Genomic DNA, 16,773 nt, shown 5'->3' on the forward strand with positions numbered 1-16,773 from the left:
TCAGTGTAGGTCGCCCGCCGTCGTGATCGCCACCCGGCAATGCGATTCGATCGATGCGTAAATCGGACTTGCATCGCCGTTCGCGTCTTTCTTCGGCAGCGTGTAGGCGATCGCGCATTGCTGAGCCGGCTGATCGCCCCACTTCGCCACGAGCGTTCCGCTCTCTTCGATACCGCGCGCGAACACGCGGCTGTCCTGCGCGACGACGCCGACATTGCGCCCGTTCGCATCGACCACTTCCGCGCCGAACGGCAACGGCTCGCCGCCGACGAGCGGCGCGCGGATGAGCGCGGCGCGGCCCGTCGTGGTCTTGTACTTGAGCATCACGATGGAGCCGAGATGCGGCGCGGTACGCTCCGACGTCGATTCAAGCTCGACATCGGTGGACGTGCCCTTCGGATCGAGATCGATCGTATTCATGCCGTACGGCGTCAGATACGGCACGACCGCGTAGCCGCGCTTGTCCACTTCGACGCCCTGCGCGCCGGACACGCTCGCGCCTTCTGCGCCCTTCGCCTCGACGATGCCGAACGTGTCGCCGACCGTCTGCGCCAGCGTGATGCCGCCCGGATGCGCGACGATCGATCCGCTCACGCCCGCCGACATCTGCGACGAATGCGCCCCGCCGCTCGCCGACGCGCTCACCTGCGCGTGCGGGCCGCGATAGATGCCGCTCGCGCCGCCGTTGACGTTCGCATCCGCGTTGTCGTTCTTCGCGGCCGTGCCGTACACGTTGTAGCTGTACTCGTTGCGATCGCCCGCCGTCCCGCCGATGCTCGTCTGCAAGCTCGCCGCGCCATCGTTCGAATTGAAGTTCGCGGACAGCATCGGCGCGTGTTGCGAATGGCCGAGCGGAATCGTCGTGCTGACCATGAACTGATCGGACAGCTTGCCGTCGCCGTTGCGCGTGCGGCCCGCCGAGACGCTATAGGTGCCGTATTTGAAACTGTTCGAATAGCCCGCCTGATAGAACGTGTCGTGTCTCGGGCGATTCCAGTAACTCTGCGACGACACCGTTGCAAAGAACGATCCGTGCGTGCCGAGCGACTGATTCACCGTGAGCTGGAAGCGTCCGCGCTGGCGGTCGGGCTGCGCGAGGTTGCCGCCGTGCATGGCGTCGTCGCGAAGACGCGCGGCATCGGCGAGGCCGAGATAGTTCGCATCCGAAAAGCGATACGCGCCCAGCGAGATATTCGTGTCCGTCGGCGAAAACACCTTGCTGTAGCCGATATGCAGGCTGTGTCCGCTCAGCGTCTGCCCGCCGGGAACGTCGGTGCGGGCGGTCGTGATGTCGGCGGCGAGCGCGCCCAGCTTCGTGTTCAGCGCCGCGCCCAGGTTCGCGGCCACATAGCCCGTCGATGCAACCGCGCCGCCGTACAGCGTGACGAGGTTGGTCAGCCCGCGCTGCATCGTGAGTTGCACGAAGCCGGGTTGCGTGTCGAGCGCCTCGTCGCGCAACTGGCCCGCCGTGACCGCGAATCGCGTGGTGCCCGGACGAAGCAACTGCGCAATCGATGCGTACGGAACGGAAAATTGCCGCGTGCGGCCGTCGGCTTCCGTGACGGTCACGTCGAGATTGCCGCCGTAGCCCGTCGCGTAGAGATCGCGAAGCTCGAACGGTCCGGGCGGCACGCTGGTTTCGTAGATCACCTGGCCGTTCTGCCGCACCGTCACGCGCGCATTCGATTCCGCCGTGCCGCGCACGACCGGCGCATAACCGCGCAGCGATTCGGGCAGCATGCGGTCGTCGGTGGCGACTTGCGCGCCGCGAAACTGCACGCTGTCGAAGACGTCGCCGGTCGTGCGCGCGTCGCCGAGCGTGACCTGCGCGCGCAGCTTCGGCAGATCGTGCTGGACGTAGGTGGCGATGTCGTCGAATTGCGTGGCCTGACGCGTCGCCGCCGTCACCGACGATTGATGCCGGAAGTGCCATCCGCCGATGTTGACGCCCGCGTCGATGCCGAGATATTCCTGCGTCGAACTCACGCCGCCGTTGTTCGAGCGGTACGCGTTCGCGTTGTAGCTCAGAAAGCCCGCGTTGACGCCCTCGTCCCATTGTTCCGGCGGCACGTAGCCGCGCGCGGTGTTGCGAACGTAGATCTGCGGAATCGACAGCGACAGCTTCTGCTCGCCGAAGTCGAAATCGGCGCTCGCGCCCGGAATGGCGGCGCTGACGTCGATGCACGCGTCGGCTTCGTCATGACGATCCGCCGCGACTCTCGCGAAATCGACATAGCCTTGCAGCGCCGTGCGCGTAAGGCAGGCGCGCGCGTTGCCGCCTTCGGGCGGCGCGACGAAGCGCACCGGCTCGCGGGCCACGCGGCCGTCGTTGATCCAGATGTCGACGTCGTACGTGCCCGGCTTGACCGTGTTGCCGCGCGAGAAGCGCGAAACGTCCTGGCGCTCCTTCGCGTCGAGGCGCAGGAACGTCGTGTCGAACTCGACGTTCGCGCTGCCGCTCGCCACGTCCGCCGCCCGAACCGCGCCCACGTGCATGCCGCCGAGCGTCGCGAATGCGAACATCGCGAGCGAGGCGGCGGGATTCATCGAGAACGCCTTGAACGGCAGTTCGTTGCTGATTCCGCTTTGCAGTGAGCGTTGACGAGACGGGTTCATTCAGGGCGATGCAACAGGCGCAGGAAGATCGGCGCGACCGCATCCGATGCGTGTGGCGAACACACGCATTGCGTTTCGCGAGAAGAAAAAACGGGGTGTGGCGCGCGACCGGCGCGCCGCCGGATGTCGAAGCTACGGAGCGATCGCCGCGTCGCCTTCCATGCCGCCGCCGAAGTCGTTGATCGCGGTGAAGTGGACCTTGCCGGCATGCACGCCGGTCATCTTCGGAATGTCGATCACGCCCTGGCCTTTCGGCGGGACCATGCCGCCCTGATCGTTGACGTAACGGCGACCATCCGCCGATACGCTGATTTCGCTGAACGACACGTAGTACGGCGTCGGGTTCGATACGGCGAGCGCCTGACCATCGCCGTGAGCCGCGGGCACGACCTTCCAGACGAGCTGACGCGGCGCGTCGTCGGGGGAACCGGGGAGTTTCGTCGGCCGCGCGAACAGCTTGATGCGCGTGCGATACGCAAACTGCAACGTATTCGCGCCCGGTTGCGCATCCGCTTTCGGCGGCACGTCGAGCACGTTGAGCCAAAACACCGATTCGCGGTCCTGCGGCAGCGCACCGCCGCCGAACATCACGCGCAGCGTCTGCGACTTGCCCGCGTCCATGCGGAAGATCGGCGGCGTGATGACGAACGGCGCCTTGCTGTCGGCGGGCGTGGCGTCGGCGTTGCCGTCGTCCATCCACACTTGCACGAGCGACGGGTTCGCGCTGTCGTTGGTCAGCTTGACGGTGACTTCCCGTTGATCCATCGGATAGACGACCCGCGTGGCGCCGATCACGACGCTTGCCTCAGCGCCCGTCGCCGAGAACATCGCGGCCATTCCGAGCGCCGCGAGCCATGTGTTGATCGTCTTCATTTCATTACTCCGATTGATTCACTAATGACCGCGAAGTCACCGCGCGACAGTGACTTACTGATACTGCATCGTGTACTGCACCGTCGTGTTCACCGCGCCCGCCTGCGCCTTGCCGGTTGCGTAGTACTGCGCGAAGTAGTTCAGCGTGCCCGCGCCGGCGGTGATCGTTGCGCCGTTCGTGCCGATGGCGTTGTTTGCGTTCGTCAGCACGCTGATCGGCTGCATGGCCGAGTTGAGCAGGCGCACTTCGACGTTCGTCGCCGGCGATGCCGATGCCTGATTGAGCAGATAGCCGGTCGCCTGGTCGACGGTCGGGCCGTTTTCGAAATGCGCGACGGCCTTCGTGGCCGCGCCGGAACAGCCGCTCAGTGCGAGCGTGATGTCGCCGAGATTCGACGTACCCGCGACCGCGCCTGCCGAAGCGAGCGAACCTGTCGGGACCGTCGGCAGCGTGACGGTGACGTTGGCCGGCGAGCCGCTTGCCACGCCGTTGATCGAGCACGTCGTATCCGACACCGCGCCGTTGATGGTGATGGTGCCGTCGGCGGCGTGCGCCGACATGCAGAACAGACCAGCGAGACCCGTGACGGCGACGGCGGCGGACATGATGCCTTTCTTCATTGCTACTCCAGAAAAATGAATGTTTAGGAAAACGGACAGACGTTTTTGCGTTGCACTTCCCGATGAAAAGACGCCTTCATTCGCTCGCTCGGGCCAACCTCAACGTACGAACGAATGCTACGCAGTTGCCCCCCGGCGGTATCTAGGAAATCTCTCAATAGAATTGGAACAATTCCGAAACACGGTGATTCAACTCCCCGCACAGAACGCCGCGCGTTCCAGCTCCATTTGCCGCTGGTCACCTCGAATTCGGCCAAAGCGGTCATTTCTTCGCGCCAGCAGCGCGCCTATTCTGTCGATGTCGCGCCACTTCGCGCATTCCCGAGCAACCCGCCAAGGAGCCACTCATGAAACCTCGTCTCGACTTCTATAAAGCCAGTCCCGCCGCGATCAAAGCACTTTTGGGCGTGGAGGAGCGGATCGGCAAGTCGTCGATCGAAAAGTCGCTTGCCGAACTGGTGCGGCTCCGCGCATCGCAGATCAACGGCTGCGCGTTTTGCGTCGACATGCACACGGCCGACGCGCGCAAGGGCGGTGAAACGGAGCGGCGTCTCGCGACGGTCGTTGCATGGCGCGAAACGCCGTTCTTCACCGACCGCGAACGCGCCGCGCTCGAATGGACGGAAGCGCTCACGCTCATCGCGCAGAACCACGTGCCGGACGCCGTCTGGGAAGCCGTCAAGCCGCATTTCAGCGACGAGGAAATCGCCGACCTGACCTTGCTCGTGTCGACGATCAATAGCTGGAACCGCTTTGCGATCGCGTTCCGCAAGATGCCCGAGTGAGGAGACGCACATGAGCATCCGTCGAATTCTTCTCATGACGGCGATGACGGCGGCAACGTCCGGCGCGTGGGCGCAAGGCGCCGATTCGGAAACCGTCACGCCCGTGATGAAACAAGCCGTGCCCGAAGCGCCCGGCAAGAACGTGCTGATGGCGACCGTCGCGTTCAAGCCGGGGCAGGCATCGGAGGCGCACATGCATCCGGGGTCGATCTTCGCGTATGTGCTCGAAGGACACGTCGTCTCGCAGCTCGAAGGATCGGCGGCGAGGACGTACGGGCCGGGCGACTCGTGGTACGAACCGCCGGGGGCGCATCACATCGTGGCGAAGAATGCGAGCGCCACCGAGCCGGCGAAGCTGCTCGTGTTCGCGATCGCCGGAGAACGCGATCCGATCAAGTTGCCGATTCCGCATTGACGATGCCTTCGCGCTCCGAGGATGGCGACGCATTTTCACAGCGACGCGGCACGCGTCGGCGACAATGCGCGCCATTCCGGTCAACGCTCGCATCGCCATGAACATCGTTCGCACTGCTGCCGTGGTCGTCGTCGCAACGCTTCTGCTCGGCGGATGCGGTCTCTTCGGATGCGCCGGCTGGGCGACCAACGGCGGCGGCTTCGGCGGATGCAGCGTCGGCACGCGCTTCTGACTTGCTTCGCAGCGTGTCAGCCGCGCGTCGCCAAAACGACGCCCGCCTCGCGCCTGAGCCGCTCGACATCCACGCGCTCCAGATAGCGCACGATATTTCCCCACACCGGATGAAAGCCGTAGCCGCCATGCAGCAGTTCGTCTTCCGCCTGCTGCTTCGTCCATCCCTGATAGACCACGCGATACAGCGCCGACACCAGCCCCGTCCTGTCCGCGCCGTGCTGGCAATGAATGAGGATCGGGCCATCGCGGTCCGCGTCGCGTAGCGCCTTGAGCGCGGCGATCATGTCTTCGTCGCGAATGTCCCATGTATTCATGGGGATGCGTTCCAGCGCGATGCCGCTTCCTGCAAGCAGCGCTTCGTCGGAATGAAACGAGCGAAAGCTGATGATCTTGCGGATGCCGAGCGCGCGCAGATGCGGGAGATCGTCGGCGGTAATCTGCGCGCTCCGGTAAAGCGACGGCGTGATGCGATGCAGATTGTCGACATGCGTGAAGACCATCGGCTCGGCCCAGTTCAGCGGCCGCGCGGCGACGGTCATCGCGCGCGGCGCATCGCTCGAATGCGGGACGACCGGCGCGGCCTTCAGCATCGACGCAACCGCGAACGCCGCCGCGACCGCGCCCGCGCCATAAAACGCGACCATCACGACGCTACGCACGGCGCGATCCTTCCCGCATCGACAGGAAAAACAGCACGCACGCGGCGGCGCTCATCGTCCAGTAATCGGTGGGCGCGAACGCAATCCAGTGCTTGTGCCACGCCACGTGCTGCGGATCGAAACGCGCGACGCCGTACGCCGGATTGAGGACGAACCACAGAAAGTCCTCGACGAGCCAGAACGTCATGATGCACGCGACGATGCGCGCTTCCATGCGCCACGACCATCGCGCGAAGAAGACGGCCGGAAGATGAAAGAAGAGCGCGACGAACGGAAACACCCACGCGTGATAGCCGGTCATGGGCCGGCCGCCCCAGAAGATGTCGAGCAGCCAGTGATGTTCGATGCGCCACGTCGGCAGATTCGCGGCCCAGCCCGCGCTGCCTTCGATCTGAATTTCGACGTTGGCGAAGAAAAAGCCGAGGAGCACGACCCACGCGATCAGCGCGATCAAGCGGCCCGTTTTACATGCGCATTGCCTCATGCCGCCCTCCCGAGCACCGTGTCCAGCACGACGCGCGCGGCATCGGGACGCGCGATCGGCGCGATGCGTTCGCGCATCGCGTCCAGTTGCGCGGGCTCGCTCAGCAGCATGCGAATGCGATATTCGAGCGCGGCGGCATCGATGGCCTTCAGCGCCACGCCGCGTTCCAGCAGGAAATCGGCGTTGCGCTCTTCCTGACCGGGAATCGGCGAATTGACGATCATCGGCACGCCCATCGCGAGGCATTCGGATGTCGTGAGCCCGCCCGGCTTCGTGATGACGAGATCGGCGCAAGCCATCAGGCGCTCGACCTGCGATGTGAAACCCATCGGCAACAGTCGTCCCGGATGACGCCGCGCGACTTCACGCAGCGCATGCAGCAGCGCTTCGTTGCGGCCCGCGAGCGCGATGAGCTGAAAATCCGCATCCATCGACAACAAACGCGTGGCGAGCGCATCCAGGCCGCCGAGTCCGGCGCCCCCCGACATCATCAGAAACGTGCGGCGCTGCGGATCGAGGCCGAACTCCGCCGCGCACGACGCGCGGTCGTAGCGCTCGCCGAACGCGGGCATCACGGGAATGCCGCTTACGTGAATCGAATCGTGCGGCAGGCCGCGTTCGCGCATGCGCCAGGCGATTTCATCGTTCGCGGCGAAATAGCCCTGCATATGCGGGACGACCCATAGCCGATGCAGGTCGAAGTCCGTCACCTGCACCCATACCGGCGTCTGCAGATTGCCCTTTCGACGCTCGCGCGACAGCAATTCGGCCGGCAGAAAATGCGTGCAGACGATGGCGTCGGCGTTGTGGCGCGCGATCTCCGCTTTCAGCGCGCGGCAGTTGAGCCGCTCGACGGCGCGTCGCACGCGCTCGCCGATGGATCGCGGCGATGCGTTGTCGGTCTTCTGATAAAGATAGCTCCACAACGCCGGCTGATGTGTGACGAGCTTGATGTAGAAGTCCGCGTAAAGCGCCCTGAAGCTCGCCGGGACGAAGTCCATGACGTCCAGATGCACGGCTTCGACGCCTGTGGGATGAAGCGCCGCGCACGCGCGTAGCGCTTCGGCGGCGCGCGCGTGGCCCGCGCCCGCGCTGACGCTGAGAAGGAGAAGTTTTGACATGCGAAGGAACTCGATGCAGGAAGCTTTCGCGCGACGTGCGTCACGCGAAAGGTCTGGATCATAGCTGCCAACGCATCGCGGAAAGCGCGAGTGGATCGATTTTCACAGTCGTCCCGCTCGCGCCGAATTGAAACGTCTTGTCGCGCTACTCCTTGACGGCCGGCGAATACGCCATGTCCAGGCTCGCATCGCGTGCATGCCGTTGCGAGTGCGCGCTGCGCATCGGCTTCAGCACGAAGAGCGCGAGCAGCGCCGCGACCGCGGCCATTCCCGCAGCCAGCATGAAGACCGCGTGCCAGCTTCCCGTCGACTTCGTGATGACGCTCGAAAACGGCACGAGCAGCGCCGCCGTGCCCTTCGCCGTGTAGAGCAGACCGGCGTTGGTGGCCGCGAATTTCGGGCCGAACGTGTCGCCGCACGTCGCCGGGAAGAGGCTATAGATCTCGCCCCACGCGAAGAACACGATGCCCGTCAGCACGACGAACGCCACCGGGTTATGCCCGAACTTCGACAGCGCGACGATGCCGACCGCTTCGATCGCGAACGCGACGAACATCGTGTTCTCGCGCCCGATCCTGTCCGACACCCAGCCGAAAAACGGCCGCGTCAGCCCGTTGAGCACGCGGTCGATGGTCAGCGCGAACGTCAGCGCGGGCAGCGTGAGGCCGAGAATCGACACGGGCGAATCCTGCAAGCCGAAGTCCTTCGCGATGGGGCCGAGTTGCGCCGTCGCCATCAGGCCGCCGGCGGCCATCATCACGAACATCACGTACATCACCCAGAAGATCGGCGATGCCAGCACCTGCTTCGGACTCGCGTTGTACACCGCGCGCTTCACGGTGCTCTTGACCGCCGCGAGCACGTGCGCGGGCGGCGCGAGAAGCGCCATGCCCAGCAGGAACACGACGAGACCCTGCCCGAGTCCGAACCAGAGGAAGGTCGCTTCGTAGCCGCTCGATTTGATCATGTGCGCGATGGGCACCACCGTCGCCGCCGATCCCATGCCGAAGCCCGCCGCCGTGATGCCCGCCGCGAGGCCGCGTCGCGTGGGGAACCACTTGAGCGCGTTGCCGACGCACGTGCCGTACACCGCGCCCGCACCGACGCCGCCGATCGCTGCCGCGAGATACAGGAGCGGCAGCGACGACGCCACCGAATTCATCGCCCACGCGATCGCACACAGAAGCCCGCCGCCGACGACCACCGGACGCGGCCCGTACTTGTCGACGAGATAGCCTTCCACCGGCACCAGCCACGTTTCGGTGACGACGAAGATCGTGAACGCCACTTGAATCGCGGCGCGGCCCCAGTGATATTTCTCGTCGATTGGATTAACGAAGAGCGTCCACCCGTACTGCATGTTGGCGATCATCGCCATACAGATCACGCCGAACACCAACTGCACCCACGGCGACGCTAGGCGCGACGCCCCCTCCTGGCGGTTCATCCGGTCACTTCCCATGCCTGTCTCCTTGGCACTGCTGCGTTTGTGTCATTGGACGTCGAGCGACGCCTCTTACGATGCCGCCCACGCGTCATCGCATATACACAGTATGTGATATATCAAGTAAGTCAAGCGAAAGAAACGACGGGGTTTTCACTGAGCGATGCGCTTTTCGTAAGGCACTGAAAGCATTCCTTCGACGCGGCGACGGACGAAAAAAAACCCGGCAGGAACGAAGCCTGCCAGGCGATGAGCGTGGGCGAGACATGGCAATCCGCAGCACGCCCTCTCTTTATAGATGAAAGTTAAACGTAATGTAAAGAGGATGTTTTGTAGGGTTTACACCGCCGGTGGATTCGGGGTTCAGAACACGTTGATCGGCATGTTGACCATCAGGCGATAGACGTTGCTCGATCCGTCCGGATAGAAATCGCTGCCGTGATGATGCATGTAGTAGAACTTGATCGACGTGTTCTTGAACTTGCCGTCCGGCACGGTATAGCCGGGGATGATGCCCAACTCGTAATGCGAGCCGTGCAAGGGTTGTCCGTTGACGATGTAGCTGCCCGCGTTCGCGGTGCCGCTGTTGGCCATCGCGCTGCCGTCCGCGCCCCAGCCGTAGGCCGTCCACATCGTGATCTTGAGGCCCGGCACGCCGTAGTCCTTCATGTTCAGCGAGTACGACAGGCTCACGGATTTTTCGTGCGGCTGGTTGTAGTCCACGTCGAGCGAGTTCGACAGATAATCGCCGCCCGTCTCGTGGACGTAATCGAACATCTGGTCGCCGAGAATCTGCTGGAACGCGAACTGGATCGTGTGCGCGCCATGCGTGCCGGCAAACGCCAGGCTATACGCGTTGTTGTTGATCGGCCCTTGGCGCTTGTCGCCGATCGCGCCCGTGTAGTAGTAGTTGAGCGAACCGGTCCAGCGCACGGCCTTCGCGTCGCCGATGCTTTGCGTCGCGCTCAGGTAGTACTGCTGCCACACGTTGTTCGCCACGCTGCCGTATAGCGTGACAGCCGTGTCGTCGCCGCGCGTCCAGTCGCCGCCGAAATAGGTGAACTGCGAGATGGGCTTGCCACCATATTCCGTCTTCAGGCCGCTCACGGTGGTCATGCCGCGAGCGATCACGCCATCCACGGTTCCTGCCTTGAGCGTCAAGTTCTTGACTTCGTCGCTCACGAGCGAGAAGCCGCGGAACGTCGGCGGCAGCGCGCGGTTGTCGTGCGGCACGAGGAACGGGTTATCGAAGAGTTGCTGGCCATACTTGAGCACGGTGTTCGACACGCGCGCCTTCACGTCCCACACGCCCGGATACGCCCACGCAAGCTGATTCGATCCGCCGCCGTCGGTCCCGACGTGCACGCGATTGGTCGCGCCTTCGCCGCCATTCAGCTTGAACGCGCCGAACAGCGTCACATCCGCGCCCAGCCCGATCAGCCCGCGCGTATAGCCCGACTCGAACACGGCCTGCGCGCCGAGCACCCACGCGTCCTTTTTCCCGGCGCCCTTGAATTCATCGTGCTCGGTGAAAGACCGCGCCAGCACATTCAAATGCGAATCCTCGATAAAGCCCTTCGCTTTCGCCTGATTGCTGACCGGCGCATCGGCTTCGGTATTGGGCGGCGAACTCGGCACGGCTTCCGTGTGACGCGAAGGCGGATCGGTATCGGCTTCCTGGCCATATGCAGCCACGTTTGCGGCCATGGCGCCGCTGAACAACAAAATCGAGAGCGCGACTGAAAGTTTTTGTTTTTTCATTGAATGTATCTCCTGCTGCTGACTCAACCTGCTAACGACAAAAAACGACAACTCAAAACTGAACGAATGCAACGAGCCACGCCTCGCGACGAAAAGTCGAGGCGGCGTGCGGCGTCACGGACGTTGTTGGGGACGGGCGATGCGTGCGTCTAGCGTTCTTTCAGGGCTGCTTCGTTTCCTCGCATGGGGTGGATATGAACGCGCGCATCAGGCGAAGAAACACGCGGCGGAAGAACCCTGCGCCAGCACGCGAAGTTCCGGCACTTCCTGCGAACAGCGCGACTCTGCCATCGGACAGCGCGTATGGAACACGCATCCGGCGGGCGGATTCATGGGACTCGGGATATCGCCGGAAAGAATCTGCACGACCTTGCCGCGCTCGACGGCCGGATCGGGCACCGGCACCGCCGACAGCAACGCGCGCGTGTACGGATGACGCGGCGTGTCGTAGAGCGCGTTCTTGTCCGCAAGCTCCATCACGCGGCCGAGATACATGACCATCACGCGATCCGAGATGTGCCGCACCACGGCCAGATCGTGCGCGATGAAGATCAGCGACAGCTTCATCTCCGCCTGCAACGCCTTCAGCAGATTGACGATCTGCGCCTGAATGGACACGTCGAGCGCGGACACCGGCTCGTCGCAGATGACGAGCTTCGGCTCCACGATCAGCGCCCGCGCAATGCCGATGCGCTGGCACTGCCCGCCCGAGAACTCGTGCGGATAGCGATTGATCATCTGCTCGCGCAGGCCGACTTTCGCCATCATCGCGCGCACGCGGACGTCGATGTCCTTGCGGCTCATGCCCGGCCGATGCTCCGTCAACGGCTCCGCGATGATCTGCCCGATCGTCATGCGCGGATCGAGCGATGCGAGCGGGTCCTGGAAGATCATCTGCACGTCGGCGCGCACCGCGTGCCATTCGCGCGCCGATGCCTGCGCGAGCTTCGCGCCCATCCACACGATTTCGCCGTGCGTCGCGGGAATGAGATTGAGGATCGCGCGCGACAGCGAGGACTTGCCGCAGCCCGATTCGCCCACGACGCCGAGCGTCTCGCCCGCGCGCAAGTCGAAGCTCACGCCATCGACCGCCTTGAGCGTGCGCGACGGCGCCCACGGCAGGCGGCTCTTCGCCTTCACCTGAAAATGCACGCGCATGTCGCGCACGGAAAGAATCGTGGCGTCAGACATGGCTTTGTTCCTGATAGCGGGTGATCAGCGCATCGACGGGACGATGGCACGCGCGCAGCCAATGCGTGCCGACGGCTTCGAGCGCGGGCGCTTGCTCGGCGCACTCGGCGGTGGCATCGGCGCAGCGCTCGTGGAACGGACATCCGGCCGGCGGATGCGCCATGTTCGGCGGATTGCCCGGAATGCCCGCAAGCTCGCCGCCTTCTTGATCGAGGCGCGGCAACGCGCGCAGCAATCCGATGGTGTACGGATGCGACGGCTTCGCGAACAACGTCGACGCATCGCACTGTTCCATCACGCGGCCGCCGTACATCACCATGACCTTCTCGCACAGCCCGGCGACGACGCCCAGATCGTGCGTGATCAACACGATGGACGTGCCGAAGTCGCGCTGAAGATCGCGCAGCAGTTGCAGCACTTGCGCCTGCACGGTGACGTCGAGCGCGGTGGTCGGCTCGTCGGCGAAGAGGATGTCGGGTTCGCAGAGCAGCGCCATCGCGATCATCACGCGCTGGCGCATGCCGCCCGACAGCTCGTGCGGATACTGCCCGATCCGATGCGCCGCCTCAGGAATGCGCACGGCTTCGAGCATGGAAATAGCGCGCTTTCTGGCTTCGCGCCGCGTGAGGTTCTTGTGCAGCTCGAGCACTTCCGTCATCTGCCTGTCGATGGTCAGGTACGGATTGAGCGAACTCATCGGGTCCTGAAAGATCATCGAGAGACGATTGCCGCGAATGCGGTTCAGCGCCTTCGCCGGCATGCCGAGCAGGTTCTCGCCGCGATACAGCGCCTGTCCGCTCGCGCGTCCGTTCGATGCGAGCAGCCCGAGCATCGCGAGCACGGTCTGGCTCTTGCCCGATCCCGATTCGCCGACGATACCGAGCGTCTCGCCCTCTTCCAGCGCGAAGCTCACGCCGTTGACGGCGCGCACGGCGGCGTCGTGCGTCTTGAATTCGACTTGCAAGCCGTTGACTTCGAGTAGCGGCATGGCTTACCTGTCCTTCGGATCGAGCGCGTCGCGCAGCCCGTCGCCGACAAAGTTGATGCAATAGAGCGTGATCGAGAGCAGCGCCGCCGGGAACAGCAGAATCCACGGCGACGATTCCATCACGCCGACGCCGTCCTGAATCAGCACGCCCCAGCTCGTCATCGGTTCCTGAACGCCGAGACCGAGAAACGACAGCACCGATTCCGTGAGAATCACGCCGGGCACGGTGACGGTCGTATAGATCGCGACGATGCCGAGCAGATTCGGCACCACATGCCGCACGATGATGCGCTGCGTCGGCACGCCGATGGCGCGCGCGGCCTCCACGTATTCCTTCGAGCGGATGGCGAGCGTCTGGCCGCGCACGACGCGCGCCATGTCCATCCACGAGAACACGGTGATGGTCAGCACGACGAGATAGAACTCGCGGCCGAGCAGCGTCACCATGAGGATGGCGATGAGCAGGTACGGAATGGCGTACATCATGTCGACGAAGCGCATCATCGCGTTGTCGACGCGCCCGCCGACGAACCCCGCCACCGCGCCCCACACGATGCCGAGCGTCACCGACGTGAACGTGGCGAGCGCGCCGATCATGAGCGACACGCGGCCGCCTATCAGACAGCGCACGAGCAGATCGCGGCCGGTTTCGTCGGTGCCGAAGAGATGCCAGTTCGCGAACGTGGGCGGCACGCTCATCGCGTTCCAGTCGGCGGAATCGAACTGATTCGGCGACAGCCACGGTCCGATGACGCACGCCAGCGTGATGACCGCCAGCAGCGCGAGGCTGACCACCGCCGCCTTGTTGCGCAGAAAGCGCGCGCGGGCGTCCTGCCACGGACTGCGGCCGGCGACCGCTTTTTCCAGCGTGGCGCTCAAAGAAGCTGATTTCATCGCGCGCCTTTTCAGTAACGGATTTTCGGATCGAGCCACGCGTACGCGAGATCGACCAGCAGGTTGAGCAGCACGGCCACGACCGTGACGAGCACGACGAGACCGAGCACGAGCGTGTAATCGCGATTGGCCGCGCCGTTCACGATCAGCTTGCCGATGCCCGGCAGCGAGAACACGGATTCCGTGACGACCGCCGCCGTGATCGACGCGATCGCGAGCGGCCCGATGACTGACACGACGGGAATGAGCGTCGGTTTCATCGCGTGACGCAGCACGATGGTGCGCATCGGCAGGCCCTTCGCACGCGCGGTGCGGATATACGGCGTGTTCATCACTTCGATGAGACTCGCGCGCGTCACGCGTCCGACCGTCGCGACGTTGATCATCACGAGAAGCGCGACGGGCAGCACCATGTAACGCGCTTCGAACGCGTTCCAGCCGCCCGCCGGCAGCCACTTGAACCAGATGGCGAACACGAGGATCAGCACCGGCCCGATCACGAACGACGGAAACGCGTTGCCCGCGTTGCTCACGAGCATGAGCGCGTAATCCGCGATGCTGTTGCGCCGCAGCGCCGCCGCCGCGCCGAGCAGCACGCCGATGACGATCGCCAGCGCCATCGAAACGCCGCCGATCGCGAGCGACACCGGCAGCGCGCGCAGCACGAGCTCGTTCACGCTCCAGTCGGCGTAACGGAACGACGCGCCGAGATCGCCGTGCACGAGGCCGTCGAGATAAAGCAGATACTGCTTCCACAACGGCTCGCCCAGGTGATACTTGGCTTGCAGGTTCGCGAGCACTTCGGCGGACACCTTGCGCTCGCCGTCGAACGGGCCGCCCGGCGTGGCGTGCAGAAGCAGATAGCAGACCGTGACGACGATCAGCAGTGTCGGCAGCGTGAGCAACACGCGCCGCAGCGTATAGGACCACATGCGAAAGGCTCCTGTGCGTCAGTGTTTGACGATATAGAGATCCTTGCTGCCGTAATGATCCATCGGATTCTTCAGCGAATAGCCGCCCACATAGCTCTTGACGAGGCGCGGCAGGCCGTATTGCAGGAGCGGCAGCATCGGATAGTCTTCCATCACGAGCTTCGCCGCTTCGGTCTGCAATTGCTTGCGCTTCGCCTGATCGGTCGTTTCGCTGGCCTGCTGGATCAGCGCGTCGGCCTTCGGACTGCAGTTGAAGTTGTCATTCTGCGTCGATTTGCATTGCACGAGCTGCAGGAACGTCGTGGCGTCGTTGTAGTCGGCCACCCAGCCGTTGCGCGCAATCTGATAGTCGCCGTCATGGCGCTTCTTGAGCAGCACCTTGAATTCCATCGATTCGATGTCGGTGGCAAGACCGAGCTTCGTCTTCCATTCGGATGCCGCGAAGATCGCCATCTTCTTGTTGTAGTCGCTCGTGTTCATCGCGAAACGCAGCTTCGTGCCCGGCTTCACGCCCGCCTGCTCCAGCAGCTTCTTCGCTTCCGCGACGCGCTTCTCCATGGGCCACGACGCCCAATCGTAATTCGACACGTCCGCGCCGCTCACGCCCTTCGGCATGAGGCCGTACATCGGCACCTGGCCGTCGGCGGTCACGCGCTGCGCGAGCAGATCGCGGTCGATGACCATCGAGAGCGCCTTGCGCACGCGCACGTCCTTCAAGAGCGGATCGCGATTATTGAAGCTGTAGTAACGCGTGCCGAGGACGAGCGAATTGCGCGTGTCGTTCGGGAATTGCTGGCGATACTTCGCGTAACTGCCCGTGGGAAGTTGATACGTCATGTCGTTGTCGCCGGACTGGAACAGCTTGACGTCGGTGTTTTCGTCCTCGACCGGCAGATACGTCACCTGCGTCAACTGAACGTGTTCCTTGTCCCAGTAGTTCGGGTTCTTCGTCAGCACGAGCTTGCTGTTGACCTGCCAGTCCTTCAACTGGAACGGGCCGTTACTGACGATGTTGCCGGGCTTCGTCCATCCCTTGCCGAACTTCTCGACGGTCGCGCGATGCACCGGCCCGAGGTTCGGATTCGACATCAGTTCGGGAAGGAACGGCACGGGGCCGGCGGTACGGACTTCGAGCGTGTAAGCGTCGACGGCGCGCACGCCGAGCGCGCTCACCGGCTTCTTGCCCGCGACGATATCCGCGCCGTTCAGCAGGAACGGGCCGTACACGTTGCCGTATGACGACGCCGTTTTCGGATCGATGAAGCGCTGGCAGCCGTAGACGAAGTCGTTCGCCGTCACGTTCTGGCCGTTCGACCAGCGCGCGTTCTTGCGCAGATGAAAGATCCACGTCGTCGGGTCTTTCTGCTCCCATTTCTCCGCGACGCCCGGCGCCACCGCGCCGTCGCCGTTCGTGACGGTCAGGCCTTCGAACAGGTCGCGCCCGAGATTGGCCGCGCCGACGGATTCGACGAGCGCCGGATCGAGCGTCTCGACTTCCGAACCGTTGTTGCGCACGAGTTCTTGCTTCGCGGCGAGCGTGACGCCCGGCGGCACGATTGCGGCCGAAACCGCGGCCGGCAGCGTCAGCGCAGCGAGCGCCGAGCCGGCGACGCCCAGCGCCGTGCGATTGAAGCGCGTGAGAGCGGCGAATGACTTCATCGAATTTCTCCTTCTTGTCTCGTTCTAATGCTTGTTTTCTAGCTTGTGGTACGCCGTCGCGTTCATCGAAAACAAACGCGCAGGCGAGCGAAATCT

At 64.0% G+C, this 16,773-nt stretch carries 16 protein-coding genes; 3 read left to right on the forward strand and 13 right to left on the reverse strand.

What is annotated here, in order from left to right:
- The 3 genes from NCR39_RS18625 to NCR39_RS18635 form a co-directional block, all read right to left on the reverse strand.
- On the reverse strand, positions 1–2,616 hold the full coding sequence (locus NCR39_RS18625; protein ID WP_250453529.1) for a fimbria/pilus outer membrane usher protein: 2,616 nt from the start codon (positions 2,614–2,616) through the stop codon (positions 1–3).
- 132 nt (positions 2,617–2,748) lie between these two features.
- Positions 2,749–3,489, reverse strand: coding sequence for a fimbrial biogenesis chaperone (locus NCR39_RS18630; protein WP_250453530.1), 741 nt, complete (start codon positions 3,487–3,489; stop codon positions 2,749–2,751).
- 54 nt (positions 3,490–3,543) lie between these two features.
- On the reverse strand, positions 3,544–4,110 hold the full coding sequence (locus tag NCR39_RS18635; RefSeq protein WP_284507249.1) for a fimbrial protein: 567 nt from the start codon (positions 4,108–4,110) through the stop codon (positions 3,544–3,546).
- Positions 4,111–4,457: 347 nt separating this feature from the next.
- Between NCR39_RS18635 and NCR39_RS18640 the strand changes: the two genes are divergently transcribed.
- The 3 genes from NCR39_RS18640 to NCR39_RS29665 all read left to right on the forward strand — a co-directional run bounded on the left by NCR39_RS18640 (position 4,458) and on the right by NCR39_RS29665 (position 5,542).
- Positions 4,458–4,895, forward strand: coding sequence for a carboxymuconolactone decarboxylase family protein (locus tag NCR39_RS18640; protein ID WP_250453531.1), 438 nt, complete (start codon positions 4,458–4,460; stop codon positions 4,893–4,895).
- 10 nt (positions 4,896–4,905) lie between these two features.
- A complete protein-coding gene (locus NCR39_RS18645) occupies positions 4,906–5,310 on the forward strand; it encodes a cupin domain-containing protein (RefSeq protein ID WP_250453532.1) in 405 nt (134 codons plus the stop codon).
- A 97-nt stretch (positions 5,311–5,407) separates the two neighbouring features.
- A complete protein-coding gene (locus tag NCR39_RS29665; protein WP_284507250.1) occupies positions 5,408–5,542 on the forward strand; it encodes a hypothetical protein in 135 nt (44 codons plus the stop codon).
- A gap of 16 nt (positions 5,543–5,558) precedes the next feature.
- Here the strand turns inward: NCR39_RS29665 and NCR39_RS18650 are convergent, their stop codons facing one another.
- From NCR39_RS18650 to NCR39_RS18695, 10 genes are all read right to left on the reverse strand, one after another.
- Positions 5,559–6,203 (reverse strand): dual specificity protein phosphatase family protein, encoded by a 645-nt coding sequence (locus tag NCR39_RS18650; protein ID WP_502800235.1) that lies wholly within the window; start codon positions 6,201–6,203, stop codon positions 5,559–5,561.
- Positions 6,196–6,687 carry a hypothetical protein gene (locus tag NCR39_RS18655; RefSeq protein ID WP_250453533.1) on the reverse strand — a complete coding sequence of 164 codons (492 nt, stop codon included), beginning with the start codon at positions 6,685–6,687 and terminating at the stop codon, positions 6,196–6,198. Before NCR39_RS18655 ends, NCR39_RS18650 begins: the two co-directional genes overlap by 8 nt.
- Complete coding sequence (locus NCR39_RS18660; RefSeq protein ID WP_250453534.1) at positions 6,684–7,808, reverse strand: MGDG synthase family glycosyltransferase; 1,125 nt, start codon at positions 7,806–7,808, stop codon at positions 6,684–6,686. The genes NCR39_RS18655 and NCR39_RS18660 overlap by 4 nt, the downstream gene beginning before the upstream one ends.
- Before the next feature lie 145 nt (positions 7,809–7,953).
- Positions 7,954–9,270, reverse strand: a complete 1,317-nt coding sequence (oxlT, locus tag NCR39_RS18665; protein ID WP_250453535.1) for an oxalate/formate MFS antiporter — start codon at positions 9,268–9,270, stop codon at positions 7,954–7,956.
- Between the two features lie 345 nt (positions 9,271–9,615).
- Entirely contained in the window at positions 9,616–11,013 is a 1,398-nt protein-coding gene (locus NCR39_RS18670; protein ID WP_250453536.1) for an OprD family outer membrane porin, read from the reverse strand.
- Between the two features lie 207 nt (positions 11,014–11,220).
- Positions 11,221–12,204 (reverse strand): murein tripeptide/oligopeptide ABC transporter ATP binding protein OppF, encoded by a 984-nt coding sequence (gene oppF, locus NCR39_RS18675; protein WP_250453537.1) that lies wholly within the window; start codon positions 12,202–12,204, stop codon positions 11,221–11,223.
- Positions 12,197–13,192 (reverse strand): ABC transporter ATP-binding protein, encoded by a 996-nt coding sequence (locus tag NCR39_RS18680; protein ID WP_250453538.1) that lies wholly within the window; start codon positions 13,190–13,192, stop codon positions 12,197–12,199. Before NCR39_RS18680 ends, oppF begins: the two co-directional genes overlap by 8 nt.
- 3 nt (positions 13,193–13,195) lie before the next feature.
- Positions 13,196–14,086, reverse strand: coding sequence for an ABC transporter permease (locus NCR39_RS18685; RefSeq protein WP_250453539.1), 891 nt, complete (start codon positions 14,084–14,086; stop codon positions 13,196–13,198).
- A gap of 11 nt (positions 14,087–14,097) precedes the next feature.
- Entirely contained in the window at positions 14,098–15,018 is a 921-nt protein-coding gene (locus NCR39_RS18690) for an ABC transporter permease subunit (protein ID WP_250453540.1), read from the reverse strand.
- A gap of 18 nt (positions 15,019–15,036) precedes the next feature.
- Positions 15,037–16,677 carry a peptide ABC transporter substrate-binding protein gene (locus NCR39_RS18695; protein WP_250453541.1) on the reverse strand — a complete coding sequence of 547 codons (1,641 nt, stop codon included), beginning with the start codon at positions 16,675–16,677 and terminating at the stop codon, positions 15,037–15,039.
- Positions 16,678–16,773 lie beyond the last annotated feature (96 nt).

Origin of the sequence: Caballeronia sp. ATUFL_M2_KS44 (genome assembly GCF_023630965.1) — a bacterium.
In the GTDB taxonomy this organism is placed as follows: domain Bacteria; phylum Pseudomonadota; class Gammaproteobacteria; order Burkholderiales; family Burkholderiaceae; genus Caballeronia; species Caballeronia concitans.

Bases quoted from the DNA above. Each gene is read 5' to 3' on its own strand.
- NCR39_RS18625 (WP_250453529.1), bottom strand. From the start codon at position 2,616: ATGAACCCGTCTCGTCAACGCTCACTGCAAAGCGGAATCAGCAACGAA.
- NCR39_RS18630 (WP_250453530.1), bottom strand. From the start codon at position 3,489: ATGAAGACGATCAACACATGGCTCGCGGCGCTCGGAATGGCCGCGATG.
- NCR39_RS18635 (WP_284507249.1), bottom strand. From the start codon at position 4,110: ATGAAGAAAGGCATCATGTCCGCCGCCGTCGCCGTCACGGGTCTCGCT.
- NCR39_RS18640 (WP_250453531.1), top strand. From the start codon at position 4,458: ATGAAACCTCGTCTCGACTTCTATAAAGCCAGTCCCGCCGCGATCAAA.
- NCR39_RS18645 (WP_250453532.1), top strand. From the start codon at position 4,906: ATGAGCATCCGTCGAATTCTTCTCATGACGGCGATGACGGCGGCAACG.
- NCR39_RS29665 (WP_284507250.1), top strand. From the start codon at position 5,408: ATGAACATCGTTCGCACTGCTGCCGTGGTCGTCGTCGCAACGCTTCTG.
- NCR39_RS18655 (WP_250453533.1), bottom strand. From the start codon at position 6,687: ATGAGGCAATGCGCATGTAAAACGGGCCGCTTGATCGCGCTGATCGCG.
- NCR39_RS18660 (WP_250453534.1), bottom strand. From the start codon at position 7,808: ATGTCAAAACTTCTCCTTCTCAGCGTCAGCGCGGGCGCGGGCCACGCG.
- oxlT (WP_250453535.1), bottom strand. From the start codon at position 9,270: ATGGGAAGTGACCGGATGAACCGCCAGGAGGGGGCGTCGCGCCTAGCG.
- NCR39_RS18670 (WP_250453536.1), bottom strand. From the start codon at position 11,013: ATGAAAAAACAAAAACTTTCAGTCGCGCTCTCGATTTTGTTGTTCAGC.
- oppF (WP_250453537.1), bottom strand. From the start codon at position 12,204: ATGTCTGACGCCACGATTCTTTCCGTGCGCGACATGCGCGTGCATTTT.
- NCR39_RS18680 (WP_250453538.1), bottom strand. From the start codon at position 13,192: ATGCCGCTACTCGAAGTCAACGGCTTGCAAGTCGAATTCAAGACGCAC.
- NCR39_RS18685 (WP_250453539.1), bottom strand. From the start codon at position 14,086: ATGAAATCAGCTTCTTTGAGCGCCACGCTGGAAAAAGCGGTCGCCGGC.
- NCR39_RS18690 (WP_250453540.1), bottom strand. From the start codon at position 15,018: ATGTGGTCCTATACGCTGCGGCGCGTGTTGCTCACGCTGCCGACACTG.
- NCR39_RS18695 (WP_250453541.1), bottom strand. From the start codon at position 16,677: ATGAAGTCATTCGCCGCTCTCACGCGCTTCAATCGCACGGCGCTGGGC.